The sequence below is a fragment of the Lentzea sp. CC55 genome (genome assembly GCF_021056325.1).
Lineage (GTDB): Bacteria > Actinomycetota > Actinomycetes > Mycobacteriales > Pseudonocardiaceae > Lentzea > Lentzea jiangxiensis.
This window is the reverse complement of sequence record NZ_JAJCXE010000014.1, coordinates 20,347-42,821: the sequence shown is the minus strand read 5'-3', so window position 1 is coordinate 42,821 and position 22,475 is coordinate 20,347. Positions and strand designations below refer to the sequence as shown.

26 protein-coding genes are annotated in these 22,475 nt (G+C 70.0%); 12 read left to right on the top strand and 14 right to left on the bottom strand.

Going from position 1 to position 22,475, the window contains the following annotated elements; genetic code table 11:
* Positions 1–16 precede the first annotated feature (16 nt).
* Positions 17–211, top strand: a complete 195-nt coding sequence (locus L6E10_RS09750) for an MbtH family protein (RefSeq protein WP_090103786.1) — start codon at positions 17–19, stop codon at positions 209–211.
* Between the two features lie 54 nt (positions 212–265).
* Here L6E10_RS09750 and L6E10_RS09745 read toward each other — a convergent pair whose 3' ends face one another.
* The gene (locus tag L6E10_RS09745; RefSeq protein WP_236218923.1) at positions 266–1,090 is read right to left on the bottom strand and encodes a DMT family transporter; all 825 of its coding nucleotides are present in this window, start codon (positions 1,088–1,090) and stop codon (positions 266–268) included.
* Positions 1,091–1,154: 64 nt separating this feature from the next.
* On the opposite strand from L6E10_RS09745, the gene L6E10_RS09740 reads away from it, so the two are divergent.
* From L6E10_RS09740 to L6E10_RS09730, 3 genes are read left to right on the top strand one after another with little or no spacing between them, the layout of a single operon-like run.
* Positions 1,155–1,523 carry a GntR family transcriptional regulator gene (locus tag L6E10_RS09740; RefSeq protein WP_090103781.1) on the top strand — a complete coding sequence of 123 codons (369 nt, stop codon included), beginning with the start codon at positions 1,155–1,157 and terminating at the stop codon, positions 1,521–1,523.
* The gene (locus L6E10_RS09735) at positions 1,523–2,398 is read left to right on the top strand and encodes an ATP-binding cassette domain-containing protein (RefSeq protein WP_236218922.1); all 876 of its coding nucleotides are present in this window, start codon (positions 1,523–1,525) and stop codon (positions 2,396–2,398) included. The genes L6E10_RS09740 and L6E10_RS09735 overlap by 1 nt, the downstream gene beginning before the upstream one ends.
* On the top strand, positions 2,395–3,054 hold the full coding sequence (locus L6E10_RS09730) for a hypothetical protein (protein ID WP_236218921.1): 660 nt from the start codon (positions 2,395–2,397) through the stop codon (positions 3,052–3,054). The genes L6E10_RS09735 and L6E10_RS09730 overlap by 4 nt, the downstream gene beginning before the upstream one ends.
* Position 3,055: 1 nt before the next feature.
* On the opposite strand, the gene L6E10_RS09725 is transcribed toward L6E10_RS09730, so the two are convergent.
* The 3 genes from L6E10_RS09725 to L6E10_RS09715 are packed head-to-tail and all read right to left on the bottom strand — an operon-like array spanning position 3,056 to position 5,336.
* Positions 3,056–4,027, bottom strand: coding sequence for a LacI family DNA-binding transcriptional regulator (locus L6E10_RS09725; RefSeq protein ID WP_236218920.1), 972 nt, complete (start codon positions 4,025–4,027; stop codon positions 3,056–3,058).
* A gap of 5 nt (positions 4,028–4,032) precedes the next feature.
* Positions 4,033–4,503 carry a hypothetical protein gene (locus tag L6E10_RS09720; RefSeq protein WP_236218919.1) on the bottom strand — a complete coding sequence of 157 codons (471 nt, stop codon included), beginning with the start codon at positions 4,501–4,503 and terminating at the stop codon, positions 4,033–4,035.
* Positions 4,500–5,336, bottom strand: coding sequence for a DUF1996 domain-containing protein (locus tag L6E10_RS09715; RefSeq protein WP_090103771.1), 837 nt, complete (start codon positions 5,334–5,336; stop codon positions 4,500–4,502). The genes L6E10_RS09720 and L6E10_RS09715 overlap by 4 nt, the downstream gene beginning before the upstream one ends.
* A gap of 215 nt (positions 5,337–5,551) precedes the next feature.
* On the opposite strand from L6E10_RS09715, the gene L6E10_RS09710 reads away from it, so the two are divergent.
* Entirely contained in the window at positions 5,552–7,261 is a 1,710-nt protein-coding gene (locus tag L6E10_RS09710) for a discoidin domain-containing protein (protein WP_236218918.1), read from the top strand.
* Here L6E10_RS09710 and L6E10_RS09705 read toward each other — a convergent pair.
* Positions 7,245–9,170, bottom strand: coding sequence for a hypothetical protein (locus L6E10_RS09705; protein WP_236218917.1), 1,926 nt, complete (start codon positions 9,168–9,170; stop codon positions 7,245–7,247). The two genes, L6E10_RS09710 and L6E10_RS09705, sit on opposite strands and share 17 nt — an antisense overlap.
* Before the next feature lie 240 nt (positions 9,171–9,410).
* Here L6E10_RS09705 and L6E10_RS09700 point away from each other — a divergent pair, with 240 nt between their 5' ends.
* Complete coding sequence (locus L6E10_RS09700; protein WP_236218916.1) at positions 9,411–10,250, top strand: dienelactone hydrolase family protein; 840 nt, start codon at positions 9,411–9,413, stop codon at positions 10,248–10,250.
* Positions 10,251–10,305: 55 nt separating this feature from the next.
* Here L6E10_RS09700 and L6E10_RS09695 read toward each other — a convergent pair whose 3' ends face one another.
* The 4 genes from L6E10_RS09695 to L6E10_RS09680 form a co-directional block, all read right to left on the bottom strand.
* Entirely contained in the window at positions 10,306–12,825 is a 2,520-nt protein-coding gene (locus L6E10_RS09695; protein WP_236218915.1) for an ABC transporter permease, read from the bottom strand.
* Positions 12,818–13,573: an ABC transporter ATP-binding protein gene (locus L6E10_RS09690; protein WP_236218914.1), complete on the bottom strand. Its 756-nt coding sequence runs from the start codon at positions 13,571–13,573 to the stop codon at positions 12,818–12,820. The genes L6E10_RS09695 and L6E10_RS09690 overlap by 8 nt, the downstream gene beginning before the upstream one ends.
* Positions 13,574–13,789: 216 nt before the next feature.
* Positions 13,790–14,275, bottom strand: a complete 486-nt coding sequence (locus L6E10_RS09685) for a hypothetical protein (protein ID WP_236218913.1) — start codon at positions 14,273–14,275, stop codon at positions 13,790–13,792.
* A 46-nt stretch (positions 14,276–14,321) separates the two neighbouring features.
* Positions 14,322–15,299: an LLM class flavin-dependent oxidoreductase gene (locus tag L6E10_RS09680; RefSeq protein ID WP_236218912.1), complete on the bottom strand. Its 978-nt coding sequence runs from the start codon at positions 15,297–15,299 to the stop codon at positions 14,322–14,324.
* A 39-nt stretch (positions 15,300–15,338) separates the two neighbouring features.
* Here L6E10_RS09680 and L6E10_RS09675 point away from each other — a divergent pair, with 39 nt between their 5' ends.
* From L6E10_RS09675 to L6E10_RS09655, 5 genes are read left to right on the top strand one after another with little or no spacing between them, the layout of a single operon-like run.
* Entirely contained in the window at positions 15,339–15,608 is a 270-nt protein-coding gene (locus tag L6E10_RS09675; RefSeq protein ID WP_236218911.1) for a GNAT family N-acetyltransferase, read from the top strand.
* A gap of 37 nt (positions 15,609–15,645) precedes the next feature.
* A complete protein-coding gene (locus L6E10_RS09670) occupies positions 15,646–16,635 on the top strand; it encodes an MBL fold metallo-hydrolase (protein WP_236218910.1) in 990 nt (329 codons plus the stop codon).
* Positions 16,632–17,357, top strand: coding sequence for a 1-acyl-sn-glycerol-3-phosphate acyltransferase (locus L6E10_RS09665; RefSeq protein WP_236218908.1), 726 nt, complete (start codon positions 16,632–16,634; stop codon positions 17,355–17,357). Before L6E10_RS09670 ends, L6E10_RS09665 begins: the two co-directional genes overlap by 4 nt.
* On the top strand, positions 17,354–17,503 hold the full coding sequence (locus L6E10_RS09660) for a hypothetical protein (RefSeq protein WP_176960101.1): 150 nt from the start codon (positions 17,354–17,356) through the stop codon (positions 17,501–17,503). The genes L6E10_RS09665 and L6E10_RS09660 overlap by 4 nt, the downstream gene beginning before the upstream one ends.
* Positions 17,504–17,563: 60 nt before the next feature.
* The gene (locus L6E10_RS09655) at positions 17,564–18,004 is read left to right on the top strand and encodes a ClpX C4-type zinc finger protein (protein WP_236218906.1); all 441 of its coding nucleotides are present in this window, start codon (positions 17,564–17,566) and stop codon (positions 18,002–18,004) included.
* On the opposite strand, the gene L6E10_RS09650 is transcribed toward L6E10_RS09655, so the two are convergent.
* From L6E10_RS09650 to L6E10_RS09640, 3 genes are read right to left on the bottom strand one after another with little or no spacing between them, the layout of a single operon-like run.
* Positions 17,979–18,419, bottom strand: coding sequence for a response regulator (locus L6E10_RS09650; RefSeq protein ID WP_236218904.1), 441 nt, complete (start codon positions 18,417–18,419; stop codon positions 17,979–17,981). The genes L6E10_RS09655 and L6E10_RS09650 overlap by 26 nt on opposite strands.
* Positions 18,412–19,929 (bottom strand): ATP-binding protein, encoded by a 1,518-nt coding sequence (locus tag L6E10_RS09645; RefSeq protein WP_308102758.1) that lies wholly within the window; start codon positions 19,927–19,929, stop codon positions 18,412–18,414. Before L6E10_RS09645 ends, L6E10_RS09650 begins: the two co-directional genes overlap by 8 nt.
* Positions 19,926–21,071 (bottom strand): PP2C family protein-serine/threonine phosphatase, encoded by a 1,146-nt coding sequence (locus tag L6E10_RS09640; RefSeq protein ID WP_236218902.1) that lies wholly within the window; start codon positions 21,069–21,071, stop codon positions 19,926–19,928. The genes L6E10_RS09645 and L6E10_RS09640 overlap by 4 nt, the downstream gene beginning before the upstream one ends.
* A gap of 53 nt (positions 21,072–21,124) precedes the next feature.
* Here L6E10_RS09640 and L6E10_RS09635 point away from each other — a divergent pair, with 53 nt between their 5' ends.
* The gene (locus L6E10_RS09635) at positions 21,125–21,616 is read left to right on the top strand and encodes a GNAT family N-acetyltransferase (RefSeq protein WP_308102756.1); all 492 of its coding nucleotides are present in this window, start codon (positions 21,125–21,127) and stop codon (positions 21,614–21,616) included.
* Here the strand turns inward: L6E10_RS09635 and L6E10_RS09630 are convergent.
* Together L6E10_RS09630 and L6E10_RS09625 are read right to left on the bottom strand one after the other, a co-directional pair.
* Entirely contained in the window at positions 21,557–22,027 is a 471-nt protein-coding gene (locus L6E10_RS09630; protein ID WP_236218900.1) for a YkvA family protein, read from the bottom strand. The two genes, L6E10_RS09635 and L6E10_RS09630, sit on opposite strands and share 60 nt — an antisense overlap.
* A gap of 14 nt (positions 22,028–22,041) precedes the next feature.
* Positions 22,042–22,449, bottom strand: a complete 408-nt coding sequence (locus L6E10_RS09625) for a hypothetical protein (protein WP_236218898.1) — start codon at positions 22,447–22,449, stop codon at positions 22,042–22,044.
* Positions 22,450–22,475 lie beyond the last annotated feature (26 nt).

Genomic DNA, 22,475 nt, shown 5'->3' with positions numbered 1-22,475 from the left:
TGAGGAAGGACCCGTCATGACCAACCCGTTCGAGGACCCGCAGGGCCGTTTCTTCGTGCTGGTCAACGAAGAAGAGCAGCACTCGCTGTGGCCGACCTTCGCGGAGGTGCCCGCCGGGTGGACCAAGGTGTTCGGCGAGGACAGCCGCGAGGCGTGCCTGGCCTACGTCGAGGAGAACTGGACGGACCTGCGCCCCGCGTCGATCCGCTAGTCCGCACGCCCGATCGCGCGGCGGGGACCTCGGCCCTGCCGCGCGCCAGGTCCTTCACGGCAAGGTGTCCTGCCTGACGCGGTGGTAGTGGGCCAGCGCCACGGTGCCCGCCACCGCGGCGACCGCGCTGACCACCAGGCCGGCCTGCGCCGCGGCGCTCATGCCCGTGCCCTCGCCGAGCAGCTCGATCCCGATCCACGCCGCGACGATCGGGTTCACGACGGTCTGCCCGGCCACGACGAGGTCCGGCGGCCCGGCCGCGTACCCGAGCTGGATGAACCAGGCCCCGGACAGGAACGCCACCACCAGCCCGCCGAGTGAGACCCACTCGACCACCGGCAGCGCGGTCGTGACGTCCCGGACCAGCACGGCCACGAGCCCGTACGCGATTCCGGCACCCACGGCCAGCGCCAGCGCGCGCACCGCGCCCGCGGTGAAGGTCGCCGCGACGACGCACACCAGCACGCCCGCGACCACGAGCTGCCCGGCCTGCAGCGCCACCTTCGGCGAGACCTGGGTCGGCACCGCCGCGCCCGCCGTGATGGTCACGAACACCGCGATCCCCGCCGTCGCCACCAGCGCCGCGACCGCCGGCACGCCGGTGGGGCGCCGGGTGCGGGCCACCGCGATGATCGGGATGGCCAGCGCGTTCAGCGGCGCGACCACCGAGACCGGGGCCAGTGCCAGCGCGACGACCTGCAGCACCGCGCACGCGAACAGCACGAGGAACCCGTGGACCCAGCGGCGTGACCGCACGAGCCGCAGCGCCGAGGTGAGCTTCAGGTCGGTCGTCTCGCGGACCCCGGCGTGCTGCCACATCGCGCCGAGCGCACCGCACCCGGCCGCGAGCACAGCGCACAGGATCGCGACCCCGACCACCTGGCCGATCGTACGCCGCCGGTGCTATGGTTCATTACATGAGTAACGAACCAGGGAAGTAGTCGTGTTCGACGACCGGAGCCCGATCTACCGGCAGATCGCAGACCGGATCAAGGCCGACGTGCTCAGCGGGGCGTTGAAGGCGGACGAGCAGGTCATGTCGACCAACCAGTACGCCGCCTACTACCGGATCAACCCGGCGACCGCCGCGAAGGCGTTTCAACAGCTCGTGGACGAGCAGGTGCTCTACAAGAAGAGGGGGATCGGGATGTTCGTGAGCACGCAGGCTCGCGACATGCTGCGGGCACAGGGGAGGGAGACCTTCTTCGGCGAGGTGGTGGACCCGATGGTCGCGGAGGCGCGCGCCATCGGCATCCCGCTCTCCGAGGTCATCCGCCGGATCGAACAGCACGAGAAGAACGGGGGCGTGTGATGCGAGTCGACGTGCAGGGCTTAACGGTTCGCTACGGGGACGTGACGGCCGTGGACGACATGAGCTTTTCGTTGCAGGGCAACAAGATTTATGGATTGCTCGGCCGCAACGGCTCCGGCAAGACCAGCCTGATGTCGGCGCTGGCGGGCTACCGCAGGCCCGTGGGCTCCGTTCGGCTCGACGGCGCGCCGGTCTTCGAGAACGCCGCCGCCATGCGCCAGGTCTGCCTCGTGCGGCACAGCGCGGACGCCGCGGACAGGAGCGACAAGGTCTCGCACGTCCTGGAGTACGGCGCCGCGTGGCGGGACACCTGGGACAACGGGTACGCGCTGGAGCTGGCGGAGCTCTTCGGGATCCCGCTCGGGACCAAGGTCGGCGAGCTGTCGCTGGGCCGGCGGTCCGCGCTCGGTGTCGTGATCGGGCTCGCCAGCCGCTCGCCGCTGACGATGCTCGACGAGTCGCACCTCGGCATGGACACGCCGACGAGGTACGCGTTCTACGACACGCTGCTGCACGACTTCATGAAGCACCCGCGCACGATCATCATCTCCACGCACCTCATCGAGGAGCTGTCCTCGCTGCTGGAGGAGGTGCTGATCATCGACGCCGGTCGCCTGGTGCTGCAGGAGGAGGCGGACGTGCTGCGCTCGCGCGGCACCGAGGTCACCGGCAACACCCCGGACGTCGACGAGTTCACCGCCGGGCTGACCGTGCTCGGCAGCAGGTCGCTGGGGCGCACCAAGGCCGCGATGGTCTACGGCGCGCTCGACGACGACCAGCTGGTCCGCGCGCGCCGGCTGGGCCTGGAGCTCGGCCCGATCGCGTTGCAGGACCTGTTCGTCCACCTCACCGAACCTGTCGGAGGCAAGCGGTGAAGGTCTTCCGCCACCTGACCACGTCGCTCGTCGCGTTCTGCGCGCTGGTCGCGGGCGGCGCGTTCGCGTTCGCCGTGGCGCTCACGTTCGCCGTCTCGCTCTTCCGCGATGTCGAGATCAGCGCGTGGAACGTCGCCGCGTCCCAGATAGGTCCCTGGTTCCTGCTGTTCATCGGTGTCCACGCGATCCACAACATGTTGCCGATCGCCGTCGCGCACGGCCGCACACGTCGTGAGTTCCTCGTTGCGGCGTCGGTGTTCTCGGTCGTGCTGGCGGTTCTGATGACGGCGGTCGAGTGGCTCGGCTTCCTCGCCGAGGGCGGGATCTACTCGCTGATGGACTGGCGTGCGGACGAGCACGCCGCCCAGCCGGCGTACTTCCTGATGTACCTGGTGTGGTTCGCGGTCGGCATGCTCTGCGCGGCGGCGTTCGACAGGTACGGCCCGGGCGGGGTCTTCGTGCTGCCGGTGGCGTTCGCGCTCGTCGTCGTGACGCGCGTGCAGATGCCGGGATCGGGCAACCTGCCGTTCGTGGAGGACATCCCCGTGCTGCTCGGCCCGGGGTGGACCGCGGCGCTGGCGGCGTCGTCCGTGATCGCGCTGGCCGGGACGTGGGCGATCGCGCGGGACATGCCGATCCGGACCCGGTCGGTGTGACTCAGCCGCTGTCCCGCACCACCAGCGAGGGTTCGAAGACCACCGACGTGACGGGGGAGCGCGGCTCGGTGATCTGCCGCAGCAGCTGACGGGCCATCTCCGCGGCCATGTCGCTGATCGGCTGCCGGACGGTCGTGAGCTCGGGTTCGGACGTCAGCGCGGCGGTGCTGTCGTCGAACCCGACGACCGCCACGTCGTCCGGCACCTCGCGGCCACCGCGGTGCAGCACGGGGATGGCGCCGTTCGCCATGAGGTCCGAGGCGATGAAGACGCCGTCGACGTCCGGGCAGCAGCGCAGCAGCTGCTCCATCGCGGCGGCGCCGGACTGCCGGGTGAAGTCCCCGTGCACGACCACGGCGTCCGGCACCTCGGCGAGGAACCCGGTGAGCCGGTCCTGGCCCGCCGGGGTGTCCTGCGGTCCGGTGATCGTCGCGATCTTGCCGCACCGCAACGACTTCAGCCTTCGCGCGGCCAGGGTGGCACCGGCCGTCTGGTTCACGTCCACGTACGTGATCGGCATCGGGTCGAGCGGGCGGCCGGCCAGCACGACCGGCAACCCTTCCGCGATCAGCTGCCGCGGCACCGGGTCGGACGGGTAGGTGTGCACGAGGATCACGCCGTCGAGCCGCCCGCACCGCAGGTCGCTCAGCGCCTGCTCACGCGTGCCCGGCCCGGTCATCATCAGCACCAGGTGCACGCCCAGCGGCCGCACGACCCTGGTGACACCGCTGACGACGCTCGCGAGGTGCGGGTCGCCGAGCATCCGGCGCTCGTCGGGCAGCAGGAGCCCGATCGCGTCGGCCCGGCGCGTGACCAGCGAGCGCGCCGCGATGTTCGGCAGGTAGCCGGTGCTGGAGATGGCTTTCTCGACCGCGTGCCGCAGCGTCTCGTCGACCGTCGAGGCGCCGTTGACGACCCTCGACGCCGTCGCGCGCGACACCCCGGCGACGCGGGCGACCTCCTCCAGCGTCACGCGCTTCACCCGGCCGCCAGTTCCGCCGTGCGGTGGCGTTCCATCAGGGCGACCACCTCGGCGGTGGGCGGGTGGGTGACGGCCTGCCTGGCCGACCGGATGACCTCGAGCGACTCGGTGAGGTGGGCGCGCACGAACTGCTCCCGCGCGACCGGGTCGGTCGACGCGAGCCGGATCTCGGCGTCGGTCGGCATCCCGGGCATGTCGTGCCCGGCGTGGTGGTTCACGTACGGCGCGTCGAGCAGCTCGCGCAGCGCGGTGAGCTCGGTGATCCGATTCTCCCTGAGCTCCGCCCTGCCGGTGGGGCCGAGCAGCTCGAGCGCCTGCTCGTCGGTGGCGATGGCCAGCTCGACGAACGCTCGTTCCGTTGCGCCGTAACCGTTCTGGGTGCTCGACGGAGCTGGTGGTGGAGGAGCCGCGAGGGGTGGAGCCTGCTGGCAGGCCGTGAGAAGGCCTGCCAGCAGGAGCACTGTCATCCGTGGTTGCCGTTGTGGTCGCACTTGATCACCACGTTGATGCAGTTGCGGACGCGGCGTTCCATCTCGGCGCGCGGCCACACGTTGAAGAAGTCGCCGTGCATCGTCTGCCCCGTGCCCGAGGACAACCGCAGACCGGCGGTGGTGCCGTTGACCGGGTACCGCAGCACCATGCGGAGCTTCGGCACCGGCACCGGGTGGCTCGACGGGCAGCCGCCCGCGACCGGGTAGGACATGTGGGACTTGTGGTCGGACGAGTCGAGGTTGCGGCCGTCCCAGCACTGCGGGAAGTCCAGGTAGGTCTCGAGCATCGTGCCGGCCGGGCACTGCACGAAGTTCTTCGACGGGTTGACGTGCCCGGCGTGCAGGCAGGACCAGCGCGCGATGCTGTCGGCGTCGCCCGTGGCCTTCGCGTTGCCCGCCACGATCTTGAGCCCGTACGGCGTGGGCTGGATCGCCGCCGGGTTGTTCACGCCCTCACCGAGGTAGTAGAAGGTGACGCCGGTGGGGGCGATCGCGGTGTTGTCGCGGTACAGCGTCGGCACCCAGTACGACGAGATGTCGGAGACCGGGTTGCAGTTGCCCGTCGCGCCTTCGAGGGTCTGCTGGTTCGAGCGGGCGTTGGTCGAGCGGTTGCCGAAGAAGTCGTGCGAGTGGGACGCGCCCGGCAGGTTCGGCAGCACGATCGGGTCGTCCGGCAGGCGGTGGCTGATCGGGCATTCCGCGAGGAACTCGGCGACGCGCACCGGTTCCCCCTGCGCCGCAACGGGAACGCTGAGGGCCGTGGCGATCAGTCCGATGACGGCGGCTATGTGGAACAGAGGCTTCCTCATTGAAGCTTTCCTCTCCGCAGCAGGATTGGGAGAGCGCTCTCACGCCCTTCGAGCATGGCGCAGCCCGCGATCGGGCGTCAATCCGCAAGAAACGTTCAGAAGTCCCGGTTTTCTTGACACGGTGTGGGCGGTGCCCCGACTCTCGGCTCTGATCCCCTGTCGCAAGAGAGCGCTCTCTCGCCTTCACCTCCCGTTCTCCGGCACCAGGAGCACCCATGTCAGGAAGGCTTCAACGCGGAAGACTCCCCCTGTTCGCCGCGGCGGTGGTCGCGGCGGCGCTGGTCGTGCCCGTCCAGGCGTCCGCCGCCGGTCCGCTGATCTCCCAGAACCGCCCGGTCACCGCGTCGAGCAGCGAGAACGCCGCCTTCGCCGCGACCGCCGCGGTCGACGGCGACGCGGGCACCCGGTGGTCGAGCACGTTCAGCGACCCCCAGTGGATCCAGATCGACCTGGGCTCGTCCGCCCGTGTCGACCAGGTGGTCCTCGCCTGGGAGACGGCGAGCGCGCGGGCCTACACCCTCAGCATCTCGCCCGACGGCACGAACTGGCGGGAACTTCGTCGAACGACGACCGGTCCCGGCGGCACCGAGACGCTCGCGGTCACCGGCACCGGCCGGTACGTGCGCCTCGACCTCACCCAGCGCGCCACTGGGTGGGGATACTCGCTTTGGGAGTTCCAGGTGTTCGGCACCCGTGACGGCGGCAGCGCGGAAACCCTGCTCTCGTACGGCAAAACCGGTGCCGCGTCGACGTTCCAGGACGACCCGAACTGCGGTCAGTGCACGCCCGCCAAGGCGTTCGACCGCGATCCCGCCACGCGCTGGGCGACGAGCCCGACGAACGGCTGGGTCGACCCCGGCTGGATCTCCGTCGACCTCGGCGCTCCCGCGCAGATCTCGAAGGTCGTGCTGCAGTGGGACCCGGCGTTCGCGACGGCGTACCGGCTGGAGGTCTCCGACGACAACGTGAACTGGCGGCAGATCTACTCGACCACCACCGGCCGCGGGTTCAAGGAGACGCTGACGGTCAGCGGCACCGGCCGGTACGTGCGGATGTACGGCACGGCCAGGTCGAACGGCTACGGCTACTCGTTGTGGGAGTTCCAGGTCCACGGCACGGGCGGCGCGCCGGTCACGCCACCTCCGCTGCCGCCGAACCCGTCGTTCCCGGGCCGGCTGGTGTGGTCGGACGAGTTCAACGCCCCCGCGGGCACCGGGCCGGACGCCTCGAAGTGGCAGCCGGAGGTCGGGCCCGGCGTGAACAACGAGCTGCAGTACTACACGAACAACAACAACGCCCGGCACGACGGCAACGGCAACCTGGTGCTGCAGGCCCGCCGTGAGGTCACGCCCGGCAGCGCGTGCCCGGTGGACCCGGTGAGCGGCAGCACGACCTGCCAGTACACGTCGGCGCGGCTCAACACCTACGGCAAGTTCACCTTCACCTACGGCCGGGTCGAGGCGCGCATCAAGGTGTCGTCGACGCAGGGGCTCTGGCCCGCGTTCTGGATGCTCGGCGCGGACTTCTTCGACCAGCGCAGGCCGTGGCCCTACACCGGCGAGATCGACATCATGGAACACGTCGGCAAGGAGCCGAACCGGGTCTACTCGACGCTGCACGCCCCGCAGTACTTCGGCGCGGGCGGCTACGGCTCACCGCTCGACCTCGGCCAGCCCGCGTCGTCGGCGTTCCGGACCTTCGCGGTCGAGTGGGACTCCAGCCACATGACGTTCTCCGTGGACGGCACCAGGTTCTTCACCGTCGACCGGGAAGTGCTGGAGACGACGCGCGGACCGTGGGTCTACGACCACCCGTTCTTCATCATCATCAACAACGCGGTGGGTGGGGACTGGCCCGGCCCGCCGGGGGCCGGGACGCAGCTGCCGCAGGACATGGTGCTCGACTACGTCAGGGTGTACCAGTGAGCGAGATCCGCGCCGGTGCCGAGACGTCGAACGCCTCGCTGACGGCCTCCACCTCGATCGGCGTTGTCTCGCCGGCCGCCAGCGCGATCGCGGGCACGAAGTACGCGTCGTTCGGCGTGCCGCCGAGGAAGACCCGGCCGGAGCCCGTCCCCCGGTAGACCCGGTACTGCCGGATCGCGCCGGGGGAGCGGGTCCAGGTGAGCCGTGCCGACACCGCGGTGGCGTCGACACGGCTCACCTGCTCGACCCGGACGTGCGACGGGGCGGCGGGCGGTGTCATGACCGGGCTCGTGACCCCGATCCGGCCGATGAGGGCGGTGACCGCGGCACCGGGCAGCACCCGCAGCGAGATCTCCGTCAGCGTCGAGCCGGAGTGCTCGCCGAGCGGGAACGCGCTGCGCCGCCACGCGCCGCCGGCCCCGCCGAGGTCGAGGACGCGCTCGGTCGTCCCGAACCGCAGGACCGCCTGCAGCCGGGACGGGCCGGTGCCGGTGCGGTGGACGACCTCGAACCAGGTGGAGCCGGTGATCCCGAGCGCCGTCGCGAACAGGCGGACGTCGCCGGCGGACTGCTGGGGGCCCGTGATCTTCAGCGCGGTGCCGCCGTCGAACGGGTCGTCCCAGTCGAGCGACGGCGTGACCGGCGTGGTGGCGCCGGTGACGCTCCACCGCCACGTCGGCAGGACGTCCTGCAGCGACAGGTTGTTCCACGCCTGCGTCGAGCGGACCGTCCCGTTCACGGCGAACTTCCTGCCGTGGCCGGTGTTGAAGTTCGTGACGAACGGCAGCGACGTGATCGGCGTCAGCTCGGTGACGTGGTGCGCGATGCCCTTCCAGGTCGCCGTCGTCGTGGTGTTCGACGGATCGCCGTTCGGGCCGACCCAGAACCTGTTGTCGCGGGCGTAGAAGTCCGCGGGGCCCGACGCGGACTTGAAGGTCCACTCGGGACGGTACAGGCCGAGCGACGTCACGTGCGGCTTCCCCTCGGGGAAGACCGAGGCCCAGCCGACGCTCGTGTTGTAGCCGTTCGCCTCCACGTCCACACCGGCCGCCAGGTCGTACGGGCTGCGGCCCATCTGCCGCGCCAGCGCCGCCGAGTTCGCGAGGCCCTGCGCGCTCCACCAGAAGTTGAGGAACATCTCGTCGGACTGCTCGAAGAACGTCCGATTGCGCGAGGTCAGGGCGTTCTGCCAGCTGACGCCGCCGGTGTCGGTCATGGCGTCGTACCAGATGACCCGCAGGCCGGACTTCTTCAGGTAGACGATGAAGTCGCGCATGTCAGCGGCCAGCCGGGCGTCGCCGCCGGCGGTCTCCTGGTTGAGGAACCAGCCGTCAAAGCCGTGGTGGCGCGCGACCTGGATCATCTTGTCCGCCACGGGGAACCTGTCGCCCTCGCGCCGCACGAAGTCGCGGACCCACTGGAGCTGACCGCCGTACGCGGTCGGCGGGAAGAACACGTTGCCGATCACCCGCACACCGTTGCGGTGCGCCGCGTCGGTGACGGTCGGGTTCGGCGCGAGGATCAGGCCCTCGGAGGCGGACCCGCCCCAGAACACCAGCTCGTCGATGTACTGCCAGTAGTTCGTGGCGTAGTAGTTCATGTCGAGCGAACCCTGCGCGGGGTTGCCGCTCGTCGGCGCGTACGCCACGAGCGCCTGCACCCTGGCTTCGCCAGGACGCGCGTGCGCGTTGGCCGGTCTGGCCGGGACGACGCGCTTCGCGAGCGGCACCGTGCTGCGGTTGTACCTCGCGTCCCGGTCCGTCGACGGGTCCCAGTCCAGGATCGTCGAGGGGTGCCAATAGGACGCGTACGGCTGCGCGGTCTGCGCCGCGGACGCCGGAGTCTCCGACAGCAGACCGGTGAGTGCCGCCGTGGAGCTCAGGACGAGGAACTGTCTGCGGGTGGGCATAGGTCACCCTCGTGCTCCGTCCGAGCCGCCGCATACCGCTTCTACGGTGACCGGACAGGACGACAACGTCCCGGTCCGCTGCGCTGGGTGACGGAGGTCGCTTTCGCGAACACCCGTCGAACACCGTCGAAATGTCCCGGTAACCATCCGAGTGGCCGAATCCGTTCCGGGCTACCGGGCGGTAGCGTGAGCCCCGCCGTCGCTTTTGGTTACCCTGCAACCATTAGAGGTGTCTTCGTCGTGCGCGTCAAAACTGTGCTTGCGGCGCTGGTCCTGGCGCTGATCCCAGCCACCGCCCCCGCCGTCGCCACCGCGGCGGCCAACCCCCACGAACGCGGCCCCGCACCCACGGCCGCCTCCGTCGAAGCCTCCCGGGGCACGTTCGCCGTGACGTCCGCGGCCGTCGCCCGCCAGTCGAACTTCGGCGGCGGCACCGTCTACACCCCGACCAGCGACCTCACGTTCGGCGCGGTCGCCGTGTCCCCCGGCTTCACCGCCACCCAGTCGTCGATCGCGCACTTCGGCCCGCGCCTCGCGTCCTACGGCTTCGTGGTGATCACCATCAACACCCTGTCGGGCTTCGACGACCCGGACAGCCGGGGCCGTCAGCTGCTCGCGGCGCTGGACCACGTCGTCCGCACCAACCCCCGCGTCGACGCCTCGCGGCTCGCCGTGATGGGCCACTCGATGGGCGGCGGGGGAGCGCTGCGCGCCTCCGCGACGCGCCCGGCGTTGCAGGCCTCGATCCCGATGGCCGGCTGGCACACGACCAAGAACTGGTCGACGGTCCAGGTCCCGACCCTGGTGCTCGGCGGTCAGAACGACCCGACGGCGCCCAACTCGCAGCACTCGACGCCGTTCTACAACTCGATCACGGCCGCGCCGGACAAGGCGTTCCTCGAACTGCGCGGCGGTGACCACTCGGCACCGCGCAGCGACAACGTGACGGTGCGCAAGTACACGCTGTCGTGGCTCAAGCGGTTCGTCGACGACGACCTGCGGTACGACCAGTTCCTGTGCCCGGCCCCCGCGCCGAACACGCTCATCAGCGCCTACCGGGACACCTGCCCCCACGCGTGAGGAAAGGGGCTGTGCCGGACAGCGCGACGGCCCGGCACAGCCCCTCCCCACCGGCTCACTCGTAGGCGATCGCGTCCAGCACGTTGAGGCGCGCGGCCCGGATGGCCGGCAGGATCGCGGCGACCACGCCGACGAACGCCGCCACCACCAGGTACTGGACCATCGTCATCCACGGGATCCCGATCTCCGAGATGCCCTGGTCCTTCAGCGCCTGCACGGTGCCGGCGCCGAGCGCGAGACCGACCGCGAGGCCGAGCACCGCACCGAACACCGAGATCACCACCGACTCGACGGTGATCATCCGCATCACCTGCGCCCGCCGCATGCCGATGGCGCGCAGCAGGCCCAGCTCGCGGGTCCGCTCGATCACCGACAGCGCCAGCGTGTTGATGACGCCGAGGACGGCGATCAGGATCGCCAGCGCCAGCAGGATCTGGATCATCAGCAGGACCGTGTCGAACTGCGAGGTCGTCTGCTTCACGAACCCGCTGCGGTCCTGGACGGTGATCTCCGGGTTGTCCGCGAACAACGGCTCGACCCGCTTCTGCACGTCCGCCACGCTCGTCCCCGGCTGCACCCTGGCGAAGGCCTGGCTGATCTGGTCGGACCGGAACTCCCCGGCCGCCGACTCCGGCAGCACCAGCGCGCCCTGCAGCACCTGCGACTTGGCCCAGATGAACGCCACCGTGTACGTGCGGGGCTCGCCCTTGGCCAGTTGCAGCGTGACGGTGCTGCCGACCACCCAGTTCTTCTCGGTCGCGAGGTCCTCCGGCAGGCCGATCTGGTCGTCCCGCAGCGGTGCGATGTCACCGGACTTCGGCTTGAGGGCGAACATCTCCTCCAGCGCGGTCACGTCGGTCACGGCGACCGCGAAGCGCTGGTCCTCACCCTGCAGCACGCCGTCCTGCGACCAGCCGAACGCCGACCTCACGCCGTCGGTCTTCTCGACCTTCGCCAGCACGTCGCGCCGGAACGTCGCCGGCTGGCCCTCCACCTGGCCCTCGCCGGAGATGATCAGGTCGGTCTGCAGCTGCCCGGAGGCCAGCTTCTCGATCGACTTGGTCGCCGACGTCAGCACCACGCTCACACCGGTGATCAGCGAGATGCCGACCATCAGCGCGGCCGCGGTGATCGCGGTGCGCCGCGGGTTGCGCGCGGAGTTGCGGCGACCCAGCAGCCCCGGCATCGACCACGACAGCAGCCGGCCGATCAGCGACACCATCGGCTTCGACAGGATCGGCGTCAGCAGTGCGACACCGACGAACGCCACCAGGATGCCGCCGAAGATCAACGGCAGCGAGGCCTGGGTGAAGCCGAACGCGAGCGACGTGCCACCCGCGGCGGCCACCAGCGCACCGGTGATCGTGATCTTGGTGAGCGGCCGGTCCGGCGTCGCCGCCTCGCGCATCGCCGCCACCGGCGCGATCCGCGACGCCCGCAGCGCGGGCATGACCGAGGCGACCACGGTGACGATCATGCCCACCGCGAACGACGAGATGACCGCCGACATCGGCACGCCGATCCCCGCGAGCTGCAGGCTGGTGCCGCCCACCGAGCTGAAGATCTTCGCCAGCAACGCGCCGATGCCGACGCCCGCCGCGAGACCCACGACCGAGGCGATCAGGCCGATCACCAACGCCTCCAGCACCACGGACCCGATGACCTGGCCGCGCGAGGCGCCCATCGACCGCAGCAGCGCCAGCTCCCGCGTGCGCTGCGCGACGATGATGGAGAACGTGTTCAGGATGATGAAGATGCCGACGAACAACGCGATGCCGGCGAACCCGAGCAGCACGTAGTTGAAGAACTTCAGGCCCTCGTTGATCTGGTCGGCCTGCTCCTTCGCGAGCACCGCACCGGTCTTGACGTCGTAGCCGGAGCCGAGCTCGGCGGCGACGGCGTCCCGCAGCGCGTCGTCGGACGTGCCCTGCGCCGCCGTGACGGTGATGCCGGAGAACACGTCCTTCTTGCCCAGCAACAGCTGCTGCGCGACGGGCTCGGTGAACGCCACCGACAGCTCGCCGCCGAGCGAGTCGCGTCCGCCCGCGTACTCGTAGACGCCCGTGATCTTGAACGTCTTCTTGGGCTCCAGCGTCAGCAGCGCGATGTCGTCGCCGACCCGGAAACCGCCCGTGGTCGCGAGGAACCCGCCGACGGCGACCTCGTTCTCGGCCTGCGGCGCCCTGCCGTCGCGGATCTTCTCCTGGCCCGTACCGGTCCAGTTGAAACCGAACCGCGGCGAGCCCGACGTCGTGATGACCTTGCCGTCCTTGCCGATCGGCCGCGCGGACCCCTGCACGTCACCGACGGCCGACGCCACGCCCGGCACCGACTTCACGTCCGCGATCGCCTGCGGCGTCAGCGGTTCGGGCTGCTTGCCCTTTTCCTGCTTCGGCGACACCGACACGTCCACGCCTGCGAAGGCCGACGAGAACAGGTCGGTGAACGACCTCTGCAGCGTGTCCGTCAGGACGAACGAACCGGACACGAACATCACGCCCAGCACGACGGCGAGCGCGGACAGCACAAGTCTGAGCTTGCGCGACAGCAAGCTCTTGATGGTCGCCTTAAACATGCGGCACCACGACGCCGTCGAGGTGCTTCATGGTGTCGAGGACCTCTTCCGCGGACGGCGACAGCAGTTCGCGGACGATGTTGCCGTCCTTGAGGAAGATGACGCGGTCGGCGTACGAAGCGGCGTTCGGGTCGTGCGTGACCATCACGATCGTCTGCCCGAACTCACGGGCGGACCGCTGCAGGAACGCGAGCACCTCGGCGCCGGACTGCGAGTCCAGGTTGCCGGTCGGCTCGTCGGCGAACACGACCTCGGGCCGTGACACCAACGCGCGCGCACACGCCACGCGCTGCTGCTGACCGCCCGACAGCTGCGTCGGCCGGTGGGTCAGCCTGTCCCTCAGACCCACCGTGTCGACGACGACGTCGAACCAGTCCCTGTCGACCTTCCTGCCGCCGATCGCGAGCGGCAGCGTGATGTTCTCCTCCGCCGTCAGCGTCGGCAGCAGGTTGAACTGCTGGAAGATGAAACCGACCTTGTCGCGCCGCAGCTCCGTCAGCCCGCGGTCCTTCAAGCCGGTCACCTTCGTGCCACCGACCCACACCTCGCCCCGCGTCACGTCGTCCAGGCCTGCCAGGCAGTGCATCAGCGTGGACTTGCCCGACCCCGACGGGCCCATGATCGCGGTGAACCTGGACTTCTCCAGGTCGACGCTCACCCCCGCGAGCGCGGTCACGGCGGCATCGCCGGACCCGTAGGACTTCCAAACGTCGACGGCTCTGGCCGCGACTCCATCGGACGCGCTCACCCTTTGTTCCCCTCTGTGGCTCTCTTGTGCGCACCATCATCGGCGACGCCGTCGCACGCGGGATCGGGTTCTCCCCTGAGAAGAACCCTGAACCAGTGTGCCCCCACCCCCGGCGGAACACGCTGAGAGAACTCTCAGCTCCGGTGCGTACGCGTCGCGTGGCCGCGAGAGGAACGTTATTTCACCGGCGGTGCACTGTCTTCCGCCTTCGGATGACTAAGCCGTCAACTTCCGTCGCAAGGGGACGGTCGGTTCCATCCGCCATGAAACCAGTTCGACGCGGAGACCTTCCCTCAAGGCGTTGGCGGCGAGCCAGTGGTCCACGTCGCCGTGGTAGGCGTTCGCCGGCCGGGGCCAGCGGTCCAGCCAGTCGAGGAACGCCGCGGTGCACGCGATCGGCCCGCCGGGCGGACGCACCCCCAGCACGAGCACGGGGTCCTCCCCGGTGGTGAAGGAGGCGGCGGTGTCGTGCGCACCACCGAAGAGGACCCGATCCGCGCCCAGTTCACGTGCTTTGTCCGCCACCCCGAAGAACGCCGAACCACGTCCGAACGACCGCACCACCAGCTGGTGCGCACCGTGGTCCGCTTCGAGGAACTCGTCGGCGAACGTGCCGTCATCGGCGAGCACCAGCACGTTCGTGCCTCCGGGGAGCGCCCCGACCTGCTCTGGATGCGTGATGCCGATGACCGTGATGCCCACGACTCCCATGCTGCCGAACCCGTGTTAACCCTTGGCACCGAGCGCGTTAAACAAGTTTCGGGAGCACCTCGGCGCCGAAGAGCCGGATCGTCTCGACGACCGACTCGTGCGGCATGCCACCGATGTCCACCATCACCAGGTGCGTGTCGATGGACAGCAGCTCCGCCAGCGCGTTGAGCCGCCCTGCCACCTCGTCCGGCGTCCCGCACACCGCCGCACCGTCCATCAGCGCGTCGACATCGATGTCGCCGTCCCCGCGCCACGGGTCCGCGAACCGCGCGTACTCGGCGAGGTGCGGCCGCCACCGCTCCCGCGCGTCCTCGTCCGCCACGAACACGTGGCTGGGCACGCCCACCCGCCCACCGGGGAAGCGCTCGCGGTAGCGCTGCACCACCTCGCGGTAGATCGACGGGTCCCGCAACGTCGACGGCAGCATCAGCGGCATCCCGAGCTCCGCGCCCAGGTCCGCCGACACCGCCGACCCCGACCCGATCCACACCGCCGGCCGCGGCGTCTGCACCGGCCGCGGCGTCGTCGTCACCTCGCTGAGCTGCCCCCGGAACTTGCCGTCCCAGCTCACCTCCGGCTCCTCGAGGAGCTTGAGCAGCAACCGCAGGTGCTCCTCGAACCGCGCCCGCAGCTCACCGGGCTGCACACCGAACGCCGCGTCGGTCTGCTGGTCCACCCCGCGCGCCACGATCAGCTCCGCCCGCCCCCGCGACAGCACGTCGAGCGTCGCCAGCGCCTCCGCCACCAGCACCGGGTCGCGGTGGGCGAGCAGCGTCACCCCGGTCGAGAGCTTCAGCGTGGACGTCCGCGCCGCCACGGACGCCAGCAGCAATTCCGGCGCCGACACGATGTAGCGCGTGAAGTGGTGCTCGCCGATCGCGACGCCCGCGAACCCCGCCTCCTCGGCCACCACGGCCTGCTCGACCATCGCGCGCAGCCGGTCGGCCTGCGACACCTCCTCGCCCGTGCAGGGGTTGGGCAGGTGGTCACCCAGGATCAGCAGGTAGACGTCCATGCCCGTCATTTTCCATCCGTCCGGTGCAAGATGGTTGACATGGTCACCAAAAATGAAGCCGAGAGCCGCTACGAGGTCCACGTCGACGGCAAGCTCGCCGGCTTCCTGGAGTACCGCGACGTCTCCGGCGTCCTGGCGCTCGTGCACACCGAGGTCGACGACGCCTACGCCGGTCAGGGCCTCGGGGGACAGCTCGCGAAGTTCGCCCTGGACGACGTCCTGGCCCGTGGTGGCAAGATCTCCCCGCTGTGCCCGTTCGTGGCGAAGTACATCGACAAGCACCCCGAATACAGGGTTACTATCCGGTAAGAATTAGTTGCTGTCGCTAACGACGAGGTGGGCGAGCGTGTGGAGTGAGCCGGGCGCGTTCGAGGTGGCACCAGGTGTGCACCGCATTCCGCTGCCGCTGCCGAACGACGGGCTGCGCGCGGTCAACGTCTACGCGATCGAGGACGGCGACGGGCTCGTCATGATCGACTCGGGCTGGGCGCTCGACGAGGCGAGGGACCAGCTCGAAGCGGCGCTCGGCACGCTCGGCAAGGGCTTCGAGGACATCCGGCGGTTCCTCGTCACGCACGTCCACCGCGACCACTTCACGATGGCGGTGTCGCTGCGCCGCCTGTTCGGCAGCAGGATCGGGCTGGGCCTGGGCGAGCAGCCGTCGTTGCGGCACATGCTGCACGGCCAGGACGACCAGCACGTGTCGGACCTGCGCAAATGGGGTGCGGCGGAGCTGGCGGAGACGTGGGTCGAGATCATGCACCGGGTTGACCGCGGTGAGGCGCTGCGCGACTACGAGGAGCCCGACGAGTGGCTCGTCCGCGGCACCGTCGGCCTCGAGCACCGCGAGCTGGAAATTGTTCCGACGCCCGGTCACACGCGTGGCCACGTCGTGTTCGTCGACCACACCGCGAAGGTGTTGTTCTCCGGCGACCACGTGCTGCCGCACATCACGCCGTCGATCGGCTTCGAGCCGTTGCGGCCGGAGCTGCCGCTCGGCGACTACATGACCTCGCTGCGCCTGACCCGCGAGCTGCCGGACCTGCGGCTGCTGCCCGCGCACGGCCCGGTGACCGACAGCTCGCACGCGCGCGTCGACGAGCTGCTGCGGTTCCACGAGCAGCGCCTGGAGGAGATCGGCAAGGCCGTCGCGGGCAGCGCGTTCGAGACCGCCCGCAAGATCGGCTGGACCCGCCGCCAGCGCCGGTTCGACGACCTCGACATGTTCAACCAGGTGCTGGCCGTCGGCGAGACGGCCGCTCACCTCGACGTTCTCGTCGAACGTGGCGAATTGACCCGAACTGAGAACGCCGGCGTGCTCGAATACACGGCGTGACACCGCTTCAGCTGGCCGCCTGGACCTGGAAGATCCCCCGCAGGGGCAGGGGCTTCTGGTTCTCGCTGGCGATCGACGTCCTGTGGCCCGTCGTCGTGCTGTTCGTGCGGCTGCGGGTGCGGGGCAGGCACCACGTCCCCGGCAACGGCGGCGTGGTGCTCGCGTTCAACCACCTGTCGAACGCGGACGCCGTCGCGGCCGTCGTGTTCGCGCTCCTGTCGAACCGGGTGCCGCGGGTGCTCGCCAAGGCCTCCCTGTGGCGCCTGCCGCTCGTCGGCCGGGTCATGCGGTCCGGCGGGCACATCCCCGTCGAACGAGGCACCGTGAAGGCCGCGGAGGCGCTCAAGCCCGCCGTGGAGGCGCTGCGCGAGGGCAGGTGCGTGATGGCGTTCCCGGAGGGCACCTTCACGAACGACCCGGACGGCTGGCCGATGAAGGGCAAGTCGGGGGTCGCGCGGATGGCCCTCGAGGCCCGCGTGCCGGTCGTGCCGGTCGCCGAGTGGGGCACGCAGGACCTGCTGCCCCGGGGCTCGGTCCTGCCTCGGTTGTTGCCCCGCAAGAGGATCGAGGTCGTCGCGGGCGCCCCCGTGGACCTGTCCGACCTCTACGACCGCGAGTTGACGGCGGAGGTGCTGGACGAGGCCACGTCGCGGGTCATGGACGCCATCACGACGATGCTGTCGGGCATACGTTCCGCTCGATCGGGTAGCCGAGGTGCATGACCACGCGAGAAGAGTTCGAGTTGCGCAAGGGACGCCGTCCCGGTGGCACGGGAATCTGGGCGCCGGTCTTCCCCGAACCCCGCGAACCCCAGGAATGGGTCGTGCAGGCCGATGACGAACCGGTGATCGTCCGGAGCGTCGACTGACGTCCAGTTCACCTGAACAGTGTCTAGGGGGCATAGACGCGTCTAGTTACCGTAGACGCCATGACCCTGGACGAAGCGCTGCTGGCAGCGGCACGGAAGGCGGGCACCGCCTCGGCCGCTGCCCAGCAGCAGGCCGACGTCGCGAAGGCCGTCTACCACCACACCGTGCTGCGGCTGCACCGAGCGGGTGGCTCCCTGCGCGAGATCGCCGAAGCGCTGGGCATGAGCCACCAGCGCGTGCACCAGATCGTGGAGCAGTCCAGGCGAACCGAACGCTGCTGGTTCTGCGGGCGCGTCGCCGCGGACGTGGACAAGATGATGGCGGGACCTGCCGCCGTGATCTGCGACGTCTGCGTCGCCGAGGCCCGGGTGGGGGAGCTCGGCGACTGCTCCTTCTGCAGCGGGACCGCACCTGTCTTCTCCGGCGCGGAGGCGCGGATCTGCCGGTCGTGCCTGGACTTCAGCGCCGCCGTGATCAGCGGGGCAGCTTCACCACGGTGACGAAGAAGTCGTCGATCTGGCGGACGACCTCGATGAACCGGTCGAAGTCCACCGGCTTGGTGACGTAGGCGTTCGCGTACAGGCTGTAGCTGCGCAGGATGTCCTCCTCGGCCTCCGAGGTGGTCAGCACCACGACGGGGATGGAGCGCAGCTCGGCGTCCGCCTTGACCTCGCTCAGCACCTCGCGGCCGTCCTTGCGGGGCAGGTTCAGGTCCAGCAGGATCAGGCCCGGCCGCGGCGCGTTGGCGTACTGGCCCTCGCGGCGCAGGAACTCGAGCGCCTCCACACCGTCCTTCACCACGTGCAGCTTGTTGCGGATCTTGTGGTGCTCGAACGCTTCCTGGGTCATGAGGGCGTCGCCCGGGTCGTCCTCGACGAGCAGGACGTCGATCACGTTCAGCGGTGACTCAGACATGTACTTCCTCGGGTTGGGCGACGAGCTCGGGTACCACGGGCAGCGTGAACTCAAAGGTGGTTCCGGAGTCCACGTCGGTCTTCAGCCAGATGGTCCCGCCGTGGTATTCGACGATCTTCCGGCACATCGCCAGTCCGATGCCCGTGCCCGGGTAGGCGTCCTTCGGGTGCAGGCGCTGGAAGATGACGAAGATCCGGTCAGCGTACTCCGGCTCGATGCCGATGCCGTTGTCCCTGACCGTGAACTTCCACATCTCGTCGTCGCGTTCGACGCCGAGGGTGATCACCGGCGCCTCGGTGCCCTTGAACTTCAGTGCGTTGCTGATGAGGTTCTGGAAGACCGCGCTGAGCAGGGACGCCTCACCGCGCACGGAGGGCAGGTCCGCGATCTCCACTCGGGCACCGGTCTCCTCGACGCGGTCGGAGTAGCTGTCCAGGACCTGCTGCACGAGGACGTTCAGGTCGACCAGGGTCTGCTCGCGGGTCATCCGGCCGACGCGGGAGAACGCCAGCAGGTCGTTGATCAGCACCTGCATGCGCTTGGCGCCGTCCACCGCGAAGCCGATGTACTGGTCGGCCCGCTCGTCGAGCTGGCCGCCGTAGCGCCGCTGCAGCAGCTGGCAGAACGACGCCACCTTGCGCAACGGCTCCTGCAGGTCGTGCGAGGCGACGTAGGCGAACTGCTCCAGCTCCGAATTGGACCGCTGCAGCTCGGTCTTCGCCGTTTCGAGCGTCGCGAGCTCCTGCACGATCCGGCGCCGCATGGCGTTGACGTCCTCGCCGAGCTGCACGGTCTCGCGCGGGCCGTTCACGTCGATCTCGTGCTCGAAGTCGCCGGACGCCACCTGCCGGGTGTGGTCGGCGAGCTCCGCCAGGGGCGCGATCAGCAGCCGGTACAGCAGCAGCGAGAGACCGCCGATCACCGCCACGAGCAGCACGCCCATGCCGATGACCAGCCACAACACCACACTCGCCGCGTGCTGCAGCTCGTCGCGCGTCTGCCGGCTCAGCTCCAGGATGTCGCCCCGCAGCGCGGTCAGCTCGGTGCGGATCTGGTCGAACAGGACCTTGCCGCGCTCGATGTCGCCACCGGGACCGGGGGTGAGGCCGGGCCGGGCGGCGGTGATCGTGAGCGTCGCGTACTCCGCGCGCCACTGCCGGGCCAGGTCCTCGATGAGGGCCACCCGGCCCCCGGGGTCGCCGATCAGGGCGCGCACGTCCCGCGCGGCCTCCTCCTCGGCCTTCTGGCCCTCGAGGTAGGGCGTCAGGAAGTCGTCCTGCGTGGTGAGGACGAAGCCCCGCACGCCGGTCTCCTGGTCGAGCAGTGCGCGGTTCAGGTCGTTCGCGCGCCGGGCGGCGGGCTCGATCTGGTCGACCTGCCGCGACCTCGCGCCACCGAGCGAGTCGAGCGCGATGACGGTGGACGAGATCACCACCGCGGTCATGACCAGCAGGACCGCCACGATCCCGGCCATCAGCCGGCTCGCCGGCGCCGATTGCGGCAGCTTCACTTTCCGTCCTTCAGCAGCAGGATGGCCACGTCGTCGTCGAGCGGCCCGCCGTTGAGCTCCGTCACCTCCGCGATCACGGGGTCCACCCAGGCGGGACCGTTGCGCAGATGTCTGGCGAGGATCTCGCAGAGGCGCTCGACGCCGAGCCGGTCGACGTCGTCGGGCACGCGGCCCTCGATCAGGCCGTCGGTGTAGCAGGCGAGCGACCAGCCGGCCGGCAGCGGCACGTCCACGCCGGTCCACGCGTAGTCGGGCAGCACGCCCAGCGGGACGCCGACCTTCGCCCGGGGCAGTTCGACGATCTCCTCGCCGGTGACCAGCAGCGGTTCGGGGTGCCCGGCGAGGAAGTAGCGCGCCGAACGCCGGTCCGGCGCCACCGAGACCATGCATGCCGTGGTGAAGATGCCGTCGCCGTGCCGTTCGGCGACGAGCACCTGGTCGAGCGTCTTGAGCACCTTCTCGGCCGGCTCGCCGGCGAGCACCAGCGCGCGCCACGCGATCCGCAGGCAGACGCCCAGCGCGGCCTCGTCCGGGCCGTGGCCGCAGACGTCGCCGATGATGGCGTGCACGGTGCCGTCCGGCATGCCGACCGCGTCGTAGAAGTCGCCGCCGAGCAGCATCCGCTGGCCACCGGGCTGGTAGCGCACTTCGAGGCCCACGTCCGAGTTCTGCAGCAGCGCCGGAGGGAGCAGGCCGCGTTCGAGGCGCGACCGCTCGGAGGCCAGCAGCTCGACCTCGCGCAGCTTGCGCTGGGCGTCCTCGGCGCGGCGGCGTTCGACCGCGTACCGGACGCCGCGCAGCAGCAGCTCGCCGTCGACCTTGCCCTTGATGAGGTAGTCCTCGGCGCCCGCCGCGACCGCGTCGATGCCCTCGCGCTCGTCGTCGAGACCCGTCAGCACCAGGATCGCCGGTGCGTTCGGCTTGGCCAGCAGGCGGTGCAGTCCGGCGAGGCCCTGCGAGTCGGGCAGGCCGAGGTCGAGCAGCACGCACTCGGCGTCGGAGAGCATCCGCTCGGCCTCCGCCAGCGTTTCCGCGCGTGACAGCACGAATGGCGCGCTCGCCTCTTCGAGCAGCGCCTCGACGAGGACGGCGTCCCCGTCGTCGTCCTCGACCAGGAGGACCCGCACGGTCTTATTTCGCATCACGTCGGACTTTAACGTTATCGGGCTGCGGGGTCCGCGTCCGACCTACCAGGATGACGGGCGTGTTGATCCGTCTCGCCCAACCAGACGAACTGCCGTACGTCCGGCAGATCGAAAAAGCCTCCGGTGAACCCTTCCGCGACGTGGGCATGCCCGACATCGCCGACAGCGCCCCGATGCCCCTGGACGACCTGGCCGGACACGAGGTCTGGGTGGCCATCGGCGCCGAGGGCGTGCCTGTGGCGTTCATCGCGGTCGGTGACGTCGACGGTGTGACGCACATCCACCAGGTGAGCGTGCACCCCTCGCACGCGCGCCAGGGAATCGGTGCGGCGCTCATCGAACACGTCACCCGTCCCGGTCGCGCTGTGACGCTCACGACGTTCCGGGACGTGCCGTGGAACCGGCCCTACTACGAGCGCCTGGGGTTCCGGGTCGTGACGGAGGTCTCGCCGGGGCTCGCGGAGATCGTGCGCCGGGAGGCCTCAGCCGGCCTCGATCCCGCGAGCAGGGTCGTCATGCTTCTTCTCCCAGCGCAGGTATGACCCCGACGCCACCGAGAGGCTGCTGAGCAGCCACACGAGGACACCCGCGTCGTCGGTCACACCGATCAGGGGGAGGAACTCCGGCAGGACGTCGATCGGCGACACGAGGTAGACCAGCGCCACCGCCCACATCACGACCTGGCTGCGCGGCAGCTCCGGGTACTTCCCGCTCCGCCAGGTCCTCCACAGCCGCGGCAGCGCCTTGAGCCGCTGCACGGGGTTGCCGACCGGGCCGGGAGCCCCCTGCGCGCGCTTGCGGCGGTGGCGCAGGACGCCCAGCACGACGAACACCAGGCCGAGCGGGATCATCACCCAGCCGGCCACGGCGGGGCTCAGCCCGCCCAGCGGTGCGTCGCGCAGCAGCAGGATCAGCAGACCTGACAACGAGATGAGCGATCCGAAGACGACCATCTGGCTGGGCGCTCCTAACTGGGCTCCTGGAAGAGCATGGTCGGAATGGCCTTGTGGGGTTGCTTCTGCCGCGGCTCGGGCTCCCGCAGCTCGATCACCGGTTCGGGTTCCTCGGCGGGAGCCCGCTCAACCACCGGTTTGCGCGCGACCTTGACCGGGGCGGGAGTGGTCTGGTCCAGGGCGGTGCGCGCGTTGGAGATCCAGACCTTCTGCATGGCCTCGTCCTTGCTGCCGGCCGCCGTGGCCGCGAGTCCGGAGAGGACGCCGCGGATGCGGGGGACCAGTGCTGGATGACGCCGGATCGCCTGCCACACAGCGTGATCACCCGGTAGCCGGGCGGACACGAGCCGCGAGACCTGAGCGCGCAGCTCCTCTGTGGACAGATCGAGCCAGCGCTCGACCGCTGACGGGCCAATTGCCACGTAGACAGCCTTCCCCGAAAACGACA

Coding starts and splice junctions, on each gene's coding strand:
- L6E10_RS09750 (WP_090103786.1), top strand. CDS start 17: ATGACCAACCCGTTCGAGGACCCGCAGGGCCGTTTCTTCGTGCTGGTC.
- L6E10_RS09735 (WP_236218922.1), top strand. CDS start 1,523: ATGCGAGTCGACGTGCAGGGCTTAACGGTTCGCTACGGGGACGTGACG.
- L6E10_RS09720 (WP_236218919.1), bottom strand. CDS start 4,503: ATGACAGTGCTCCTGCTGGCAGGCCTTCTCACGGCCTGCCAGCAGGCT.
- L6E10_RS09715 (WP_090103771.1), bottom strand. CDS start 5,336: ATGAGGAAGCCTCTGTTCCACATAGCCGCCGTCATCGGACTGATCGCC.
- L6E10_RS09710 (WP_236218918.1), top strand. CDS start 5,552: ATGTCAGGAAGGCTTCAACGCGGAAGACTCCCCCTGTTCGCCGCGGCG.
- L6E10_RS09705 (WP_236218917.1), bottom strand. CDS start 9,170: ATGCCCACCCGCAGACAGTTCCTCGTCCTGAGCTCCACGGCGGCACTC.
- L6E10_RS09695 (WP_236218915.1), bottom strand. CDS start 12,825: ATGTTTAAGGCGACCATCAAGAGCTTGCTGTCGCGCAAGCTCAGACTT.
- L6E10_RS09680 (WP_236218912.1), bottom strand. CDS start 15,299: ATGGACGTCTACCTGCTGATCCTGGGTGACCACCTGCCCAACCCCTGC.
- L6E10_RS09675 (WP_236218911.1), top strand. CDS start 15,339: ATGGTCACCAAAAATGAAGCCGAGAGCCGCTACGAGGTCCACGTCGAC.
- L6E10_RS09660 (WP_176960101.1), top strand. CDS start 17,354: ATGACCACGCGAGAAGAGTTCGAGTTGCGCAAGGGACGCCGTCCCGGT.
- L6E10_RS09655 (WP_236218906.1), top strand. CDS start 17,564: ATGACCCTGGACGAAGCGCTGCTGGCAGCGGCACGGAAGGCGGGCACC.
- L6E10_RS09650 (WP_236218904.1), bottom strand. CDS start 18,419: ATGTCTGAGTCACCGCTGAACGTGATCGACGTCCTGCTCGTCGAGGAC.
- L6E10_RS09640 (WP_236218902.1), bottom strand. CDS start 21,071: ATGCGAAATAAGACCGTGCGGGTCCTCCTGGTCGAGGACGACGACGGG.
- L6E10_RS09635 (WP_308102756.1), top strand. CDS start 21,125: ATGACGGGCGTGTTGATCCGTCTCGCCCAACCAGACGAACTGCCGTAC.
- L6E10_RS09630 (WP_236218900.1), bottom strand. CDS start 22,027: ATGGTCGTCTTCGGATCGCTCATCTCGTTGTCAGGTCTGCTGATCCTG.